Annotated in this window: 17 protein-coding genes and 1 pseudogene; 8 read left to right on the top strand and 10 right to left on the bottom strand. The window is 61.5% G+C overall.

The genetic code is table 11. From position 1 onward, the window contains the following. The first annotated feature begins 32 nt into the window (after nucleotides 1–32). Nucleotides 33–188, top strand: coding sequence for a hypothetical protein (locus tag ACEN9F_RS13175; protein WP_413420470.1), 156 nt, complete (start codon nucleotides 33–35; stop codon nucleotides 186–188). Between the two features lie 339 nt (nucleotides 189–527). Here ACEN9F_RS13175 and ACEN9F_RS13170 read toward each other — a convergent pair. After that, nucleotides 528–1,633, bottom strand: a protein-coding gene (locus ACEN9F_RS13170; protein ID WP_413420469.1) for an IS3 family transposase whose coding sequence is annotated in 2 segments (ribosomal slippage) — nucleotides 528–1,384 and nucleotides 1,384–1,633 — 1,107 coding nt in all. Because the reading frame shifts where the segments join, the coding sequence is not laid out codon by codon here. Nucleotides 1,634–1,728: 95 nt separating this feature from the next. Here ACEN9F_RS13170 and ACEN9F_RS13165 point away from each other — a divergent pair. The 3 genes from ACEN9F_RS13165 to ACEN9F_RS13155 all read left to right on the top strand — a co-directional run bounded on the left by ACEN9F_RS13165 (nucleotide 1,729) and on the right by ACEN9F_RS13155 (nucleotide 4,578). Continuing rightward, nucleotides 1,729–1,989 carry a T6SS effector amidase Tae4 family protein gene (locus ACEN9F_RS13165; protein WP_413420468.1) on the top strand — a complete coding sequence of 87 codons (261 nt, stop codon included), beginning with the start codon at nucleotides 1,729–1,731 and terminating at the stop codon, nucleotides 1,987–1,989. Next, complete coding sequence (locus tag ACEN9F_RS13160; protein ID WP_413420467.1) at nucleotides 1,986–2,327, top strand: hypothetical protein; 342 nt, start codon at nucleotides 1,986–1,988, stop codon at nucleotides 2,325–2,327. The genes ACEN9F_RS13165 and ACEN9F_RS13160 overlap by 4 nt, the downstream gene beginning before the upstream one ends. A 745-nt stretch (nucleotides 2,328–3,072) precedes the next feature. Then, nucleotides 3,073–4,578, top strand: coding sequence for a carboxylesterase/lipase family protein (locus tag ACEN9F_RS13155; RefSeq protein ID WP_413420466.1), 1,506 nt, complete (start codon nucleotides 3,073–3,075; stop codon nucleotides 4,576–4,578). A gap of 25 nt (nucleotides 4,579–4,603) precedes the next feature. Here ACEN9F_RS13155 and ACEN9F_RS13150 read toward each other — a convergent pair whose 3' ends face one another. From ACEN9F_RS13150 to ACEN9F_RS13135, 4 genes are all read right to left on the bottom strand, one after another. Then, nucleotides 4,604–5,587 (bottom strand): hypothetical protein, encoded by a 984-nt coding sequence (locus tag ACEN9F_RS13150; RefSeq protein ID WP_413420465.1) that lies wholly within the window; start codon nucleotides 5,585–5,587, stop codon nucleotides 4,604–4,606. After that, nucleotides 5,584–6,114: a (2Fe-2S)-binding protein gene (locus tag ACEN9F_RS13145; RefSeq protein ID WP_413420464.1), complete on the bottom strand. Its 531-nt coding sequence runs from the start codon at nucleotides 6,112–6,114 to the stop codon at nucleotides 5,584–5,586. The genes ACEN9F_RS13150 and ACEN9F_RS13145 overlap by 4 nt, the downstream gene beginning before the upstream one ends. Continuing rightward, the gene (locus ACEN9F_RS13140; RefSeq protein WP_413420463.1) at nucleotides 6,111–8,750 is read right to left on the bottom strand and encodes a xanthine dehydrogenase family protein molybdopterin-binding subunit; all 2,640 of its coding nucleotides are present in this window, start codon (nucleotides 8,748–8,750) and stop codon (nucleotides 6,111–6,113) included. The genes ACEN9F_RS13145 and ACEN9F_RS13140 overlap by 4 nt, the downstream gene beginning before the upstream one ends. 177 nt (nucleotides 8,751–8,927) lie before the next feature. Beyond that, complete coding sequence (locus ACEN9F_RS13135; RefSeq protein WP_413420462.1) at nucleotides 8,928–9,179, bottom strand: hypothetical protein; 252 nt, start codon at nucleotides 9,177–9,179, stop codon at nucleotides 8,928–8,930. A 126-nt stretch (nucleotides 9,180–9,305) separates the two neighbouring features. Here ACEN9F_RS13135 and ACEN9F_RS13130 point away from each other — a divergent pair, with 126 nt between their 5' ends. Next, a complete protein-coding gene (locus ACEN9F_RS13130; protein WP_413420461.1) occupies nucleotides 9,306–9,605 on the top strand; it encodes a hypothetical protein in 300 nt (99 codons plus the stop codon). A 2-nt stretch (nucleotides 9,606–9,607) separates the two neighbouring features. On the opposite strand, the gene ACEN9F_RS13125 is transcribed toward ACEN9F_RS13130, so the two are convergent. The 4 genes from ACEN9F_RS13125 to ACEN9F_RS13110 all read right to left on the bottom strand — a co-directional run bounded on the left by ACEN9F_RS13125 (nucleotide 9,608) and on the right by ACEN9F_RS13110 (nucleotide 13,108). Then, nucleotides 9,608–10,081 (bottom strand): HPP family protein, encoded by a 474-nt coding sequence (locus ACEN9F_RS13125; protein WP_413420460.1) that lies wholly within the window; start codon nucleotides 10,079–10,081, stop codon nucleotides 9,608–9,610. A 58-nt stretch (nucleotides 10,082–10,139) separates the two neighbouring features. Next, a complete protein-coding gene (locus tag ACEN9F_RS13120; RefSeq protein ID WP_413420459.1) occupies nucleotides 10,140–11,351 on the bottom strand; it encodes an NAD-dependent formate dehydrogenase in 1,212 nt (403 codons plus the stop codon). A gap of 97 nt (nucleotides 11,352–11,448) precedes the next feature. Then, nucleotides 11,449–12,366 carry a LysR family transcriptional regulator gene (locus ACEN9F_RS13115; RefSeq protein WP_413420458.1) on the bottom strand — a complete coding sequence of 306 codons (918 nt, stop codon included), beginning with the start codon at nucleotides 12,364–12,366 and terminating at the stop codon, nucleotides 11,449–11,451. Continuing rightward, nucleotides 12,347–13,108 (bottom strand): glutamine amidotransferase, encoded by a 762-nt coding sequence (locus ACEN9F_RS13110; RefSeq protein WP_413420457.1) that lies wholly within the window; start codon nucleotides 13,106–13,108, stop codon nucleotides 12,347–12,349. The genes ACEN9F_RS13115 and ACEN9F_RS13110 overlap by 20 nt, the downstream gene beginning before the upstream one ends. Before the next feature lie 204 nt (nucleotides 13,109–13,312). Here ACEN9F_RS13110 and ACEN9F_RS13105 point away from each other — a divergent pair. Next, a pseudogene (locus tag ACEN9F_RS13105) lies at nucleotides 13,313–13,735 on the top strand (TOBE domain-containing protein); the annotation flags it as partial. Between the two features lie 86 nt (nucleotides 13,736–13,821). On the opposite strand, the gene ACEN9F_RS13100 reads toward ACEN9F_RS13105, so the two are convergent. After that, nucleotides 13,822–15,105, bottom strand: coding sequence for a DUF2325 domain-containing protein (locus ACEN9F_RS13100; protein ID WP_413420456.1), 1,284 nt, complete (start codon nucleotides 15,103–15,105; stop codon nucleotides 13,822–13,824). 119 nt (nucleotides 15,106–15,224) lie between these two features. On the opposite strand from ACEN9F_RS13100, the gene ACEN9F_RS13095 reads away from it, so the two are divergent. After that, nucleotides 15,225–15,755 (top strand): molybdopterin-dependent oxidoreductase, encoded by a 531-nt coding sequence (locus ACEN9F_RS13095; protein WP_413420455.1) that lies wholly within the window; start codon nucleotides 15,225–15,227, stop codon nucleotides 15,753–15,755. A 7-nt stretch (nucleotides 15,756–15,762) separates the two neighbouring features. Further along, a complete protein-coding gene (locus ACEN9F_RS13090) occupies nucleotides 15,763–16,536 on the top strand; it encodes a glutamine amidotransferase (RefSeq protein WP_413420454.1) in 774 nt (257 codons plus the stop codon). Nucleotides 16,537–16,580: the final 44 nt, after the last annotated feature.

The raw sequence follows: 16,580 nt of genomic DNA, 5'->3' as shown, positions 1-16,580 counted from the left end.
AGCGCAAACCGCAAAGCAGAAAGCGGAGGACGATGTTGCCCGAAGATGTATTTGTAGTCGCTTTCGATGCCAAAACTGCAGCGGCCGACGCTCAGTTAGCCTTGAGCATCACCAGCAAAACAGGTACGCCGCTTGTTCATGCCGTCGTGGAGGGCGCTGCCGTGAAGGCGGAGCCGGTCACTATCTAGTGGTGCGGCGTCGCTACGGCCCAATGGATCCGCGTAATTGATGACGCGGGTGGGCTAGGATGATGGCCGCGCTCTGTTCGTTTACGCGGGTGCGCGCAAGGTAGCGAAGCGCGATCTCGATGCCAAAGGAGCTGCACAGGCGCAGGCCGTACGCCAGGTGGCTGGCTGTCTCGTGATCGATCCTATGCGGCATCTGTCTGGTGGCGAACATAGTGCCCAATGATCGCAGAGTCCCGAATGCGATTTTTTGATGTGGAGCGGTGAGCGGCAGTATTTTGCGGCGGGATGCGCGGACGACCGGAGGGGTTGACGTGGAGTGGAATTGACCTGCTACCCAATTTAGTACGAAACCGCACTAGAGTCTGCAGTTAAAAATCGCTCTGCGAACTGCTTCGGCGTTTGATAGCCAAGTGAGCTGTGTGGCCGCTCATCGTTGTATTCCTCACGCCAGCTCTCGATCACCTGCCGGGCGTGGCGCAGCGATAAGAACCAGTGCTCGTTCAAGCATTCATCGCGGAACTTACCATTGAAGCTTTCGATATAGGCGTTGTGCTGCGGCTTGCCCGGTTCGATAAATTTCAGCTGCAACTGTTTCCCGTAAGCCCATTTATCCAGCGTTTTACCGGCAAACTCCGGCCCATTATCAACGGTCACCGAGATTGGCAAACCTCGCTTCTCGGCCACCCGTTCCAGCACCGATACGACCCGATAGCCAGGCAGTGACGTGTCGACTTCGATTGCCAAGCATTCCTTCGTAAAATCATCCACGATGTTCAGGCAGCGCAACCTGCGGCCATCAACAAATCCATCCGATACGAAATCCATCGACCAACTCTGATTCGGGGCCGTCGCCAGCACGCTGGCTGCTCGCTCGATCCCGGCGATGCGCTTGCGCTTGCGACGACGAACCATCAGGCCTGCCGCGTGGTACACGCGGTAGGTGCGTTTGCAGTTAAGTTCCCAGCCTTCTCGCCGCAACAGCACATGCAAACGTCGATAGCCGTAACGGCGCTTCTGTTCTGACAGCGCAGTCAGGCGTTCCAGCAATGGCCCGTCGTCAGGCCGTGTCGATGCGTACTGGAACAACGATCTCGAGATGCCAATCAGCCCGCAAGCCCGCGTCACACCTAACGCATGGACGGTCATTAAATGTGTCACAGCGAACCGCTTTGCTTGCGGGCTTACCACTTTCGGCCAACAACATCCTTCAGCGCCGCGTTATCCAACATCGCGTCTGCTAGTAGCCGTTTAAGCTTGGCGTTTTCTGACTCAAGTTCCTTTAACCGCTGCGCCTCTGAGACCGTCATGCCGGCAAACTTCGCCTTCCAGTTGTAGAACGTTGCTTCGGCAATCCCATACTTCCTGCTCAGATCGCCTACCTTGGCGCCAGCTTCAGCTTCCTTGAGTACCGCAATGATCTGCTCTTCCGTAAATCGCTTTTTCATGCCTGCCTCCCAGTTGGCAGACTCTAGCTTAGCACCGTACTAAACTGGGGTAGCAGGTCAAACAACCTTTCTGCGGTTTGCCTATGGTGCCTGCGGTGATCACCGGCAAGGATTGGGCGGCCAAGATCAAGGGCAAGACCGGCATCATCTTTTTCAAGGACTACTGGCGGCGGGACGGACAGAGCCACGCGAGCGGCGATCACATCGATTTGTGGAATGGAGCGAAACTGACGTCCACTGGACTGCTGGGTACCCTGGAGACGTTCGCGCGGTTCACGGTCGGCTTGCAGAGCTTTCGGGGTTTATACTCGAATCTTGGCGACTCATCGGAGATCCTTTTTTGGGAAATAAATTGATACGTATCGTCGCCATCCTCGGCGCGGGCCTGACGGGATTTGTCGTCACGTGCCTCAGCAAGCTGCTTTCCCAGCAGATCCACTGGCCCGGAGCGCCTGCGCCGACGAGCGGATGCTTTTCGGTGAGCGATTGCCCGCAGAGCTGGTGGACGCTGCCTCTGTTCCTCTTCCTGTTGTTCGGACCGGCGCTGCTGTACATGGCGCTCGCGCTAGCAGGGTTTTCCGGGCGGTGGAACCGACGAAACTGGATGAATGTTTTCCTCTTCGCCGGTTTCCTGACGCTGCTGTTCTACATTGCCTATGACGCGATCGGCGTCTATGCCGGCTGGGCTTCCTGATCGTGCAAAAACGACAAACTTGGAGGCGAAAATTCCCCCACAGCATACACAACGTCTCGCAGTTGGTCAGGCAGCCAGCAGGTGCGCGTAGAACGGCCCTTCCCTGTCATCGAGAATGGATTGGTAATCGGCTGGCGTTGCAACGGCGTGTTGGCGCCGACCCAATAATGCTGGGTCAGTTTTCGGTCGGCGCCAACATCCGACTTTCCGCTTTCACTTTCGTTGGAATTCTAAACTGTTGGATAGTCCTCTTGCATGCATGAAATATGCGGGAAATATCACATTTTGGGCATCAAAATCTGATTGAACGTTCGGATATCGCGCTAGTCCAACTGGGTTCAATCAATCGGTCCTAAGCCAGTTTGGATCCGTACTGGCGAACATGAGCCCGCTTGAGGGACCACGGAGGGACAAAATGGGTCCATCAGACTTTTTTTCATAGGATATTCGATTCCGGCAAGCCGAACACATTGCCAACTAAAGCAATCTCTCCACGTGATAGGGGAAACTGGTCCCTTAGAATTGATCGGCGCTGGTAAGCCGATCGAGAAGGCCAACACCAAACCCTACGGCTGCTCGGTCGAGTACGCGGGTTAAACCTTGGCATGGTTTTGGAGCCCGCCCCTCATAGGAGCGCGTTTTTTTATTGCGCCAACGTATCGCCAGTAAAAATATTCTTTCGAGGTCGGCCGTTTCGTATTTGCTGTAGCATTCACCCTTCCATAGCGCCGAACCAAGGAAAATAATGAGGATGAATTCTCGTGCGATCACCTATATCACATTAGTTCTGGCGCTTGGGGCCAGCGTCTGCCGCGCTGCCGAGCCAAGCCCGGTGAAAATCACAGGCGGAGAAGTCGTAGGTGTACGTGCCGATACGTTGATAAGCTACAAGGGCATCCCCTTCGCCGCGCCGCCTGTTGGCAATCTCCGTTGGCAGGCACCGCAGCCCGTCGTGCCTTGGACGGGCGTGAAGGAGGCGCGCAGCTTCTCCGCAACCTGCGCGCAGACCGCAGTGTGGATCACGCTGCCCAAGAGCGAAGACTGCCTCTATCTGAACATATGGGCGCCTGAAAAAGCCACGAAACTTCCCGTGATTGTCTGGATTCATGGCGGCGGCTATTACGGCGGCACTGCCGCGCAACCGGGCTACGACGGCGCCAACCTGGCTAAGCGCGGGGCCATCGTCGTTACGCTGAACTATCGCCTCGGGATATTTGGCTTCTTTGCTCACCCGGAATTGACGGTGGAGTCGCCGAACCGCACCTCCGGCAACCAGGGTATCCTGGACCAGATCGCCGCATTGCGCTGGGTGAAGAACAACATCGTGGCTTTTGGTGGCGATGCCGACCGTGTGACGATTGTTGGCGAGTCGGCCGGCGCCATATCTGTCGCGATCCTGACCGTATCCCCGCTGGCGAAAGGCTTGTTCCAGCGCGCCATCGCCGAGAGTGGCAGCGATATCCTGGACAGCCAGTCCGACCGCAAGACCGTCGAGGCCAAAGGTGTGGCTTTCGCCAAGACCGCAGGTGCGAAAAACCTAGCGGACTTGCGCGGCATGAGTGTCGAGGCCTTGCATAAATCGGCGTGGTCGCCGGACGCGGTGATCGATGACTATGTACTGCGCGAAGACTTGCCGACGGCATACCGCAATCACCGTCAAAATGACGTGCCGTTGCTGGCCGGTTGGAACGCCGAGGAGGGCAAGGACCTGGCGCCGGAGATCCTGGGGACCGGTGATTTTACGGTAACCAACCATCCCAAACTGATGGCGAAGATGCTGGGCTATGCGCCTTCGGATGCTTTGTTGGCCGCCTATCCTGTGACTACGAATGATCAGGCCAAGGCGTCCATGTATCAATTCACGAATGACTGGTGGGGCTGGCGCACGACGCATTGGGCGGGGCTTCAAGGGAAATACGGTCGATCCAAACCGTATGTCTATTTCTTTGCTCACCGGCCGACGGCGCCGCTGACGCCTTGCGGTTATGGCTGTGGCGCAGGCCATGGCGCGGAGATCCCGTTCGTGTTCGATAATATCGATCAGGACCAGCGCCCGTGGAGCAAGGCTGATCGGGAAGTGGCGACACGGCTTGCCGATACCTGGGTCAATTTCGCCCGCACCGGAAATCCGAACGGAAAAGGCTTGCCGGCTTGGCCGGCATTCGATGGATCGAATGCGTCCATCTTCCGCATCGGTGACCAGGACCGGCTGCCCGATTTCTTATTGTTTCAGCGGGTTGGAAAAGATTAGTAATTGGCTGGCTTGACGCCGGTACTTATTTCTTTTTGTCCGGCGTAATAATCGGCTTGATCGTGCAGATCGGATTCTTTGGATCATCACAGCAGGTCATGATCTTCTCCAGCGACTCCAGATTGGCCTTGGTCCAAAACGCCTTGGTCTGGTCGTTATTCACCGGCATCCAGTGACTCAGCGGATAGCTCTTGGCCAGCGCGTCGCCACCTTTCGGGGGGATCTGCCCCGTAGCCATCGGCACAAACTGCGAGCAGCTGGCCTGGTCGCCGATGCGGTGGCAACCCACACACGTGTTGTCCCGCGTGCTGATGCTGTTCGAGTGCCACTTCGCGAAGTCCTTGCCGATGTTGCTGTACTTGCCGAGCGGGTCGGTCGGTACCTTGTGCCAGACCTGTCCCAGCCACGGGCTGTACATGAACGGATCGGCGTCGTGGCAGCTGGCGCAATTCTTTTGCGCGGTGCGGCCCGGCGTCCACCAGAAGTCCTTGGCGGAGACGCGCTTGGGCGGCGGCACCTTCTCATTCGGCGGCGGCACGCGCGAGGCGTCGAAGCCGCTGCGCTGGCCCGGCTTGCCTTCGGCGTGGAACCAGCAGGTTTTGCCGCTGTCGGCGCTGTGCGCGATGATGTCGACTTCGTCGAACATCTTGCTCTTCGGCTCGCGCAGTTGTTCGCGCCGGCAGAAGGCGGAGATCTGCACCTTGTCGCGCGAGAAGTTGAGGATGCGCGAGTACGGCGTGCACTGGCCGAACGTCTCCGGCCCATACGGCAGCAGCGCCGGGCGGTCGCAGGTCATGCCGGGCGTGTATTCGGACGGCGTCTTGCCGTCGACGGTGATCGGGACGATGGTGCCGTCGGTGCAGTCGAACACAGGAATCTGCCCAATCATGTCGGCGCATTCCTGCCCGTACTCGTGCAGGCTTTGGCTGATTACCTTGGGCGCCGCCGCGTGCGCGATGCCGATGGCGGCGGCCAGGCACAGCGCGGATATCAGTGACGTGATCTTCATGCTTCATCCTCGCGCGCGGCCTTGGCGTAGGGCAGGGCGACCTGGCGGATCGCTTCCATGTAGCGGACGTAGCCGGTACATCGGCACAGGTTGCCACCGACCCAGGTGTTGATGACCTCGTCGAGTTGCTCAGCGTAGACCGGCGCGTCCTTCAGGTGCGACAGCATGGCGGTGGCGGCCATCAAGAAGCCCGGCGCGCAGTAGCCGCATTGGAACGAGAAGTTTTCCAGGAACGCGAGCTGCAGCGGCGCGAGCGCTTCCTGGCTGCCGAGGCTTTCGACGGTGTAGATCCGCATGTCCTTGACGGCGCTGACCGGCGTCGAGCAGGCGAGCGTCTTTTCCATCAGCGCGCCTTTTTCGTTGCGGGTGGCGACCGTGCAGGCGCGGCAGACGCCGATGCCGCAGCAGAACTTGGTGCCGGTGAGGTTCTGGCGTTCGTGCAGATAGTCGATCAGGGCCATGTCGCTGTCGGCCGCGTCGGCGTGCACCGCTTTGTCATTGATGTGGAAACGGATGGTCTGGCTCATTTCAGCGACTCCAGGACGTTGTGTGCGGTGACGGGCAGCTTGCTGTAGCGATGGCCGCCGGTGGCCATGGCCAGCGCGTTCAGGATCGATGGGGCGATCGGGCACATAACCGCTTCGGCGATGCCGCGTGCGGTGGTTTCGCCAGGCGCCGGCGGCAGGATCACCAGTTCCTGCCGGGGGATGTCGGTGGAACGGGCGATGGCGTATTTGTTGAGGTTCCAGGTGCCGTTGCCCGGACCTTCGGCGTTGTTGGGGCAGTGTTCCAGCAGGACGTTGCCGATCGCCATGGCGATGGCGCCTTGCGATTGGCCGGACACCATTTGCGGGCAGTGCAGCACGCCCGCGCTCAGCACGGAGACCACGGATTCAATCGCGATCTGTCCGCTCTTCGGATCGATGGTGGCGGCGACCAGCGAGCCGCACGGCGCGTACGTGGTGCGGCCGAACTTGCTGTTGATCGGCGGCGGATTGTTCAGCTGGCTGCGGGCGATGGGCTGCAGCGTGTCGACCGTGATGCCCATGGCGATGTAGTCGAGCGGCACGGTGGCGGCGCCGCTGGTGAACGCATATTGCGCCGTGGCGAACTGGCCGACGTAGCTGGCGTGCACCACGGCCACCATCGGCAGCTTCATGCGCATCGCTTGCTTGATCAGTGCGGACCACGGCAGCGATGGCAGGTTGCCGGCATGGAGCCGGTTGTCCTTCCAGCTCAGCGCGGAGGCGGGCGGTTCGGCTTTCCACAGGGCCCGCGCGGCGGGCAGCAGGCTTTGCAGGATCAGCGCCAGTCCCGCTTGCTCGACCACATGGTATTGATAGAAAGCGCCCAGGCAGGCGCTGGAGGAGCCGGAACTCTTCAGCACGTAGTTGGCCGGCGGCGGCGTCGCGGATTTCGTGGTGAGTCCCAAGGCATCGAACAACTGGGTTTCGCCCATGTTGATGCTGTTGGCGTTGCGTCCGAGGTAGGCGGCGGGCGCGAGGCCGAGCGCGGTGGCGGCGCCATTGCCCATGTCGACATATGGCGTGTAGACCGTGATGGTGCCGGTGGGTTCGATCTGCACTGCGCCGAACATGCCGTCACCGGAGGTGCCGTAGGCTTCGTTGGACATCGCGAAGCCCACGCCGTACAACAGGCCTTCGCGCTTCTTGGCTTGCTGCGCGGCCTTGCGGTTTTGCCACAGCGGATGCTGCTCCAGGCGCTTGAGCATGTCGTCCAGTTGCAGGTCTTGCAGGATCGGCGCGCCGGTCACGGTGGCGCCGCGGTTTTGTCCCAGCAGGTTCCGCCGGCGCAGCTCGAACGGATCGATCTTCAGCGTTTGCGACGCTTCGTCGAGCAGGGTTTCGATGGCGATGAAGGCTTGCGGTCCGCCGAAGCCGCGCTGGGATCCGCCCAGCAGTTGCGGGGTCTGCATGGCGCTGGCGGTGGCGACGACGCGCGGGATGTTGTAGCAGCTCATGGAGCTGAGCGCGGCCAGCTGCGCGACATATGGGCTGAGATTTTTCTGGTCGCCGGCGTTCAGCGTGAAGTTGCAATCGATCGCCTGGATCTTGCCGTTGCTGTCGACGGCGAGCGTTTCGCGGAAGTCGGTTTCGCAGCGCTTCAAGCCGATCTGGAATTGCTCGAAGCGGTTCTGCGCCCAGCGCAAGGGCTTGGCGGAGAACGGCGCGGCCATCGACAGGTACATCGAGAAGTAGGATTGGTCGCGTCCGCCGAAGCCGCCGCCGGGATAGCACGACACCAGGTCGATGTCCTTGACCGGGAAGGCGCTGTTTTCAAAGATGCCGGCGGCGTCCGCCGCGTCGCCGGTTGGCGATTGCGTGCCCAGCACCAGGTTCAGTTGCTGCGCGCCCGGGTCGTACCATGCCAGTCCGGATTCCGGTTCCATGAACATCGGGTCGATGGTTTGCGTGTAGAACACGCGCGAGAATGTCGGCCAGGTGTTGCCGGCGATCGAGGCCTTGATTTGCTTGGCCACTTCGGCCTGCTTTGCCTGGTAGTCGGCGCTGTACACGTAGTTGAAGTTCTGCGCGTCGTCGCGGACGTAGCTGAAGCTCGGCGAGTAGACCGTGTTCTTGGTGCTGGCCTTGGCGCCGTAGGAGATGACGGCGGGATTGAACTGCAGGATCTTGACGGCGTGGCGATAGATGTCGAAGCTGGCGAAAATCAGCATGACCACCGGCTGCCCGAAAAAGTCCGCCGGCTTGCCGATCTGGGCCAGGAAGGGGCTGTTCATATTGCTGGCCAAGTTCATCTTGTTGGCGACCAAGGCCGCCGCGTCGATGATGGCCACCGGCTGCAGCTCCTTCGGCAGCATGCTCAGGTCGTAGCCGTTGATGATCTCGTCGTAGCGGTCGCAGCGCACGGCGTACAGGAAGTATTCGCCGTCCTGCGGCCAGTCCTTGAAATCACGTGCCTTGAAATCGCGCGCGTAGATTTTCTGGCCGAGGACTTTTTGCATGCCGTCGATACGCCAGCGCGCCTTGCCCGGCTCGGGCGCCCATTCCGGCACTTCGGTCAGCCGGGGCCGGGAGGCGTTCATGGCCATGGCGGTCAGGCTGGTCACGGACAGGCTGACCGTGGCACCGCCGGCCAGGACTTTCAAGAAGGTACGACGCGTGACTTGCGACGAAATATCCATAATTCAGTTCACCCGGGAATAGCCGTTGTGAGCTGATTATAGATAAGTTGACAATTGGAAATCTATCCAATTATTGCGTTGTGGAATTGAATGTTGGCCGTGCCGATCAGGTACTTGAGGGCTCCGATTGGACGCAGACCGGCATTGGCTGGGAGAAGCCGTCAAACAGCTGATGGATCAGTAATCGGCCAGCTTGACGCCATCGACTTCTATGAGCTGGTCCAGGCGCACGGTTTCGCCGGTGCTCAAGGAGAGATAGTCGGCGCCCGCGCGAGCGAAGACGTCGGTGATGACGGCGCTGGACTGCTTCACCGTGCCGTCGTTGTCGCGGAACGAGATCTGCGTCGCCTTGCGGTTGGTCGCGTGTACTTCAAGCAGATCGTGAAACTCGCAGCTGACCGGTTGGTAGCTGGATGGCTTGTCCGTCATGACGATTTCCTCTTATTTTGCTGGCGCCTGTTTGGCGCGGATGGGCCGGGTGCTCTCTCCGAGCTTTACAAGATCCCTGATCTTACGCTGATAAAATATAGAAGCAAGCCGACACCGGGAGAGACTATGAACGATTACATCATCCTCATGCTTGACGATACCGCCAACCCCGACGCCGCAGACGGCGCGCTGTGGGACGCCTACATCACCGGCCTGAGTCAAAGCGGCCGGTTCGACGGTGGTAGTTCCATCGGCCGAGGCGCGCTGTATCGCAAAGGCGCCCCCGCCGACACCGCCAGCCTGGACGTGACCGGCTTCCTGCGCGTGCGCGCCGAGAGCACGGATGATGCCGCGCGCTTCCTGGTCGGCAATCCGCACTACGAAGCCGGCGGCGGCGTCGAAATCCGCGAACTACCTCGGGACTAGCCTTAGCGCGTCCAGGAAAGTGGCCAAGGCCGTCGCGCGAGAAAATTCCAATATGCCCAGCCGAGCATCACCAGTAGCAGCGCACCGACCGCGACGGGAAACAGCAGGAAGGGCCAGCCGGCGTGGCCCAGGAAGACGATGGCGGGATTGCTGCCGGCCGGCGGATGCACTGTGCGCGTCGCCATCATCAGCATGAGCGCGCACGCGCTTGCGGCGGCCAGCGATGGCCATCCGGGTCCGAGCATCTGCAGGAACAGCAGGCCGCAAACCGTCGTCAGCAGGTGCCCGCCGATGATGTTGCGAGGCTGCGAGAAGGGACCATCGGGGAAACCGAAGAGCAGTACGCAGGTGGCGCCGAAGGAGCCGAGGATCATGGGCTTGCCGCTGGCCGAGGCCAACCAGCCGATGAAGGCGAACGCGAGAAAAGTCCCCATGCCCGCCGTAGCGGGTGAAGCCGGTTTTACCTGGGAGGTCATAGGAGGCCTGATTGGTTAGCGGCGGCGGCATGGTCGACATGCCGCCGCCTTGTGCCGCCTAGGCAGCTTTTTTCTTCTCGAACTTGGCCGCCTCTTCCGAGCCGCCCGTCGCGTTGCCCTTGCTGTAGGAGTGCGCGCCGACGCCGGCCAGCTTGCCATCCTGGACGATCAGGTACTCGTCACGGATCGGCCGCTGCTCGAAGTAGCATTCGAGGATTTCGCGCGTGCCGGCCGCGTAGCGGGTTTGCGCCGACAGGCTGGTGCCGGAAATGTGCGGCGTCATGCCATGGTGCGGCATGCTGCGCCATGGATGGTCGTTGGGCGCCGGTTGCGGGAACCAGACGTCGCCGGCATAGCCTGCCAGTTGGCCGCTTTCGAGCGCGCTGACGATCGCATCGCGGTCGCACAGCTTGCCGCGCGCGGTGTTGATCAGATAGGCGCCGCGCTTGAAGTGCTTCAGGCTTTCCGCATTGATCATGTGCTCCGTCTCGGGGTGCAGCGGGCAATTCAACGTCACCACATCGCACACCTTGGCCAGGCTTTCCAGGCTGCTGTGGTAGGTCAGGTTCAACTCGCGCTCGACCGCCGTCGGCAGGCGGTGACGGTCCAGGTAGTGCAGCTTGACGTCGAACGGATGCAGCAGGCGCAGCACGCGCAGGCCGATGCGGCCGGCCGCCACCGTGCCGACGTTCATCGCTTCGAGGTCGTAGGAACGGGCCACGCAGTCCGCGATGTTCCAGCCGCCGTTGACCACCCAGTTGTAGGACGGGATGTAGTTGCGCACCTGAGCCAGTATCATCATCAGGACGTGCTCGGCCACGCTGTTGCTGTTGCAGTAAGTGACTTCCGCCACCGTCACATTGCGCTCCATCGCTGCCTGCAGGTCGGTGTGGTCGGAGCCGATGCCGGCGGTAACGATCATCTTCAGCTTCTTGGCCTTGGCGATGCGTTCGGCCGTCATATAGGCTGGCCAGAACGGTTGCGAGATGACGATCTCGGCGTCGTGCAGTTCGCGGTCCAGCACGCTGTTGTCGCCGTCCTTGCTGGAGGTGACGATCAATTGATGCCCGTTCGATTCGAGATACTTGCGCAGGCCCAGCTCGCCGGACACGCTGCCCAGCAGGGCGCCGGGCGTGAAATCGATCGCCCTTGGCGTCGGCAGGGTCTGGCCGTCCGGGTATTGCGTCGGTTGCGGCAGATCGTCGCGGGCGTAGCTGGTTGGATAGCCGGTGACGGGGTCGTCGTATAAAACACAGATAATCTTGGCCATGCTTGTCTCCTGGTTTTTACCCGCGCCGGATGGCGGCAGGTCGTGGAGAGATCATGAGCGCTTCAGCCCGGGCGATCCAATACCGCCAGGAGATCGTTCAATAGATATCGCTTATCAAACTGTCGAAGCGCGCCTGCAGCGGTACCTGCAGGGCCATATTCAACACGGCCGCTGTCACCGCAGGCAGCGGATCCTGGTTCCGCAACACCAGTCCTATCTGGCGCGACAACTGCGGCAGGATGGGGACGATCGCCAGTTCCTGGCGCAACTCGATCAAACTCAATACGCTGTGCGGCACCACCGCGCACAGGTCGCTGAAGCGCACTTGCGCATACAGCGCAAAGATGGAATCCGTCTCGACCTTGATGCGGGGTTTCGCGGCCACGCTGCGGAAGGAGGCGTCGATGATTTGCCGGCTTTGCATATTGGCGGTCAGCAGGCACAGATCAAGCTCCGCGGCCTCGGCCCAGTTCAGCGATGTCCGGCCGCCGAAAACAGCCGCGTCGCGCGCCACCAGCACGTAGCGCTCGTGGAACAAGGGGTGCACCTGGAATCCGGCCAGCGTGTTACCGTCCAAAAAAGTCAGCCCCAGGTCGAGGTCGCAATTATCCAGCCGTCTGACGATCTCGTCCGACGGCAGCGACAGGATAGTCAGCTTGATGGCGCTGTACCGGTCCTGGCAGCCTGCGGTGAGGAACGGCACCACCGGCATGGCGGTCGGAATGGCGCCGATGCGCAGCGTGCCGGATAAGGTCCGGTTGGCGTCGACCGCTTCCTGCCGCATCGCCTCGTAGCTGGACAGCATGTGCTGGGCCCAGCCGATGACGCGCCGGCCTTCCTCTGTCAGCCCTTCGTAGTTGCGGCCGCGCCGCACCAGCTTGAGGTCCAGTTCCTGTTCCAGCTTGGCGATCGCGCTCGACAGCGCCGGCTGGGACACGTGGCAGGCCTCGGCCGCGCGGGAGAAGTGCCCCAGCTCGGCCAGCGTAACCAGATACTCAAGCTGTCGTATGAACATGGACGTTCCGTGGAAGCAGGGTGGTGACCGGGATGCGCGCCACGCTGGTCAGCCATGTGCGCAGCATGGCCATCGCGGCGCGCTGTGCCTGTTCGCCGTAGCGGTCGGTATCTACGCGCAGGCGCTCCAGGCTGACGCCGGGCGCATTGGCAATTTCAAGGCTGCGGCTGATCAGCCATTGTTCCAGTTTGCGCGCATCGAATTCGAGGTGGAATTGCAGCGCCAGGCAACGCTCGCCCCATGCGAAAGCCTGGTTTTGATATTCGTCGCTCGCGGCCAGGTGGCGCGCGCCGGACGGCAAGTCGAATGTGTCGCCATGCCAGTGCAAGACCGGCGTTGCGCTGCGGATGAATTTATCCACCGCCGGCACGGCGCCGCCATGCGCTCCCGTGACGAGCGGCGCCCAGCCGATCTCCTTGACCGCGCCGGGATATACCCTGGCGTGCAAGGCGGCCGCCATCAACTGCGCACCCAGGCAGATGCCCAGCGTCGGCAAGTCTTCCAGAAGGCGGGCGCGCAGCCAGGCAATTTCCTCCGTCAGGAACGGGTACTTCGCCTGGTCGTACACCGAAATCGGTCCGCCCAAGATGATGACCAGGTCGATGTCGAGCGGTGAGAAGTTAAGAAAGGAATCGACGCCGACTTCGAAATAGCGAACGGTGAAATGGGCACGCTCCAGTATCGGTTGTAGTTGGCCAAGATTTTCATAAGCCAGGTGGCGCAATACAAGGGCTCGTTTCATAGGGGTCGAATTTTGAAAATAGTAAAAAAGCGCCGGGTCGCTCGGGGGCGCTCGAAGTCGCTATATATTACCGTATACAGCGTAGCACCATAAAATAGAGAACTTGTCTTGTCATCGAATCAATCTGGCCCTAACATGGCGAGGTGCGTCGGCATCGCCAGCCGCACATTCCATCAACAACCCCTCGGAGGGAAAACCATGTTCACCAGCGCGCGCAATCAGCTCAGCGGAAAAGTCACCGCCATTCAACGCGGTGCAGTCAATGACGAAGTCGAAATCAGTTTGCCGGACGGCCAGAAGGTAGTCGCTGTCCTGACCCACAGCAGCACCGAATCGCTGGGCCTGAAGCCCGGCACGGAAGCTTTTGCCTTGATCAAGGCATCCTGGATCATCTTGTTGACCAATACCGCCGGCATCCGCCTGTCCGCGCGCAATCAGCTGTCCGGCACGGTCGAGGAAGTGACCTTGGGTGCCGTCAACGCTGAAGTCACGCTGAAGCTGGCCAGCGGCGACATCATCGCCGCCATCGTTACCAACGAAAGTGTAAGGAACCTGGGCCTGGCGCCAGGCGTGGCCGCCAGCGCCGCATTCAAGGCCTCCAGCGTCATCGTTGGCGTGAAAGCGTAATTCAATACGGCCCCCGCCTCATGGTGGGGGCAACGAAACGATGGGCGTGTCCGAGCGCGCCCATCGTTATATAAGAAACTACATAACTAGCCGGCCGGAGCCGCCATCCGATGCATCAGCTCGACAAAGCCGGCGATGCTGGAGTTGCGCGCGGGATGACAGGGAATGCCGTTGCGCTCGGCGAGCTGCCGCGTGACATGCATGGCGTTGTGGCTGATGCAGTCAACCGGGAACACCACGAGCTGCGCGCGCGGCAGCAGGGATGCGAGCATGCCTTTGCGGTCTTCTATCCCGCCATCGTGCACCAGCAGTTCGCCGCCGGCGGCCGCGACCAGTTTGGCGAGGACCAGCGTCGTTTGCGGGCGTCCGCCGACATACAGCACGCATTGGCCGTGCAGATGCGGCAGCGCCGTCGTCTCGGTTCCGTGCTCAAGCATTTGCGCCAGCGCCTGTTCCAGCGCGTGCACTTCGGCACGGGCAAGCTCCGCCTCGGTCTTCATCTGATCTGCTTCACGGGCCAGCGATTCGGCGGTCTTGTCGCGGGCGAGCAATAGGGTTTCAGTCTCCGCCTGGCGGATGATTTGCAGCGACAGTTGTTCTTCCCTGGTCGCCAATGCGGCGCGCAGTTGCGCCAGTTCGTCCGCTGCGGACGACGACGCCAACCCCGCATGCCGCTCGCGCAGTGCGGCCAGTTCGATGGCCTGCCGCTCCGCCAGTTCCAGCGCGTGGTGGTGCTGCGCCGCCAGTTCCTGCTGGCGTCCCTGCTGTTGGGCGTTCTGTTCCCTGAGGCGGGCGTTTTCTTCTTCCAGCGCCGTCAGGCGGCGCAAATCGGCGCGGTTCGATGCGCCCACCAGATGCGACAACATATGCACATCGCCGAAAGCCTGCCTGCGCAACTCGAAGCTGCACAGCGGATGCGTCATCAGCGCCCAGTAGGCGCCGGGGACATCGCCGTGGGCCAGGGCTTCGCTCCACATCGCGGCAAGCGCCGTCTCGTCGTCCGCCGCCTTGAAGCGCTTGAGGGCGAGCGCATGCCGCGTGTCCAATGCTTTATTGAGTTCCTTGGCCGCAGCCTCGCCCAGCGTCGACAGCTCGACCGCCGTGTGATGGATTTCCAGGTCGCTGGCGGTCTTGCGGTCCAGGGCCGGCGCGTAGCGCGGTACGAGCTTGCGCAGCTCGCCCGTCGTCATGCAGGTGCCGATGATCGAGCAGTGGATATTGTTGTCCAACTCCGAGAGCCTGGTACGCCTCAGTACCGGGGCGGCTGGCGCCTTGAGCGCATCGTCAGGCGCGCAGCAGCCATCCGGATGTGCGTTCAGCATCCGGGTGACGAAGGCCGGCGGAGCGGTGTTGGTGGATAAATAGGGCATCGGTTGGACCTTGGAACTCGCTATGTATAGCAAAATATAGCGCATTGCACAGCTTGACGCCATAAGCGTCGTATAATTTCCTATATAACGCTTTTTCATCTTTCACTACGGAATCAGCCATGACGTGTTTCTTGCAGCGCCTTGTATTCGCCGCCGTGCTGGGTTTTGGCACGACGGTTCAAGCCCACGACCTGCCGCCGCCGGCCACGCCGGCCGCCCGTGTCGCCGTCAGCGGCGCCGTGCAGCAAGCGCTGTCGCTGAGCGTCGACGACTTGCGCCAGTTCCCGCAGGACCAGATCGTCGAATTGCTGCTTCCGGCCAGGGACGCCACGTCCCAGCCCAGTGTGCTGAAGGGCGTCCGGCTGCGGGCGTTGCTGGAGCGCGCCAAGGTGGTGGCGGCCGATCACAACACCGTGAAGAAGCTGGCCATCATTGCCGCCGCCACGGACGGCTACAAGGTGGTCTTTTCCTGGAGCGAGCTGTTTAACGCCGAGTTGGGTAACTCCGTGCTGGTGGTCTTTGAACGGGATGGCCAGCCGCTGGCGGTCGCCGAAGGCCCGCTGGCGCTGATCTCCGGCAAAGACATTCGCACCGGACCGCGCCACGTCAAGTGGCTGCAGTCCGTCGAAGTGCGCCAGATCGTCGACTAGGATGGCTATGAAGACTGCGCTCGTACTGCGGCATCTGGCATTTGAGGATTTGGGGCGCCTGCAGCCGGCGCTGGAACAGGCGGGCTACGCGATCCGCTATATCGAGGCGGGCGTCGATGCGCTGTCCGCCCATCCGCCGCTGGAGCCGGACCTGGTCGTCATCCTGGGCGGGCCGATATCGGTGTACGACATCGAGGATTATCCCTGGCTCGCGGCCGAGATCAACTGGGTGCGCGCGCGGCTGCTCGAAGACCGGCCGACGCTGGGCATCTGCCTCGGCGCGCAGTTGATGGCGGCGGCGCTCAATGCGAAAGTCTATCCCGGCAGGGCCAAGGAGATCGGCTGGAGCAGGCTGTCGCGCGGCAGGGAAGGGGATGATGTCGCCGGCTGGGATCAATACCTGGACAGCGCAGGCGCGGTGCTGCATTGGCACGGCGATACCTACGAGCTGCCTTCCGGCGCGCGCCATCTCGCATTCAGCGCGCTGTACGAGAACCAGGCCTTCGCGTGGGGTGCCCATTGTTTGGGCCTGCAGTTCCATCCCGAATTCGACGCATCGAGGCTGGAGCAGTGGCTGATCGGCCATTGCATGGAAATCGCTGCCGCTCCGGGCGTGACGCTGGCCGCCTTGCGCGCCGACACCGCGCAACATGCGGAGCAAGCCGGGGCAGCGGCCGAGCGGTTCTTCGAGAGCTGGATCGGCAGCCTCTCCAGGTGCCGCTGCAAAAAATCGGCGCCGCGACCTGAGAACGAGGCGCACCGCTGCATGCGCAATTTTTAAGGCATACTGGCGGATTCATTTCGTCATCTACGCCGCCTGATCGC

This window comes from Duganella sp. CT11-25 (assembly GCF_047302815.1).
GTDB lineage: Bacteria > Pseudomonadota > Gammaproteobacteria > Burkholderiales > Burkholderiaceae_D > Rugamonas.
The sequence above is the reverse complement of the archived record's forward strand: the minus strand, read 5'-3'. Positions and strand labels throughout refer to the sequence as shown.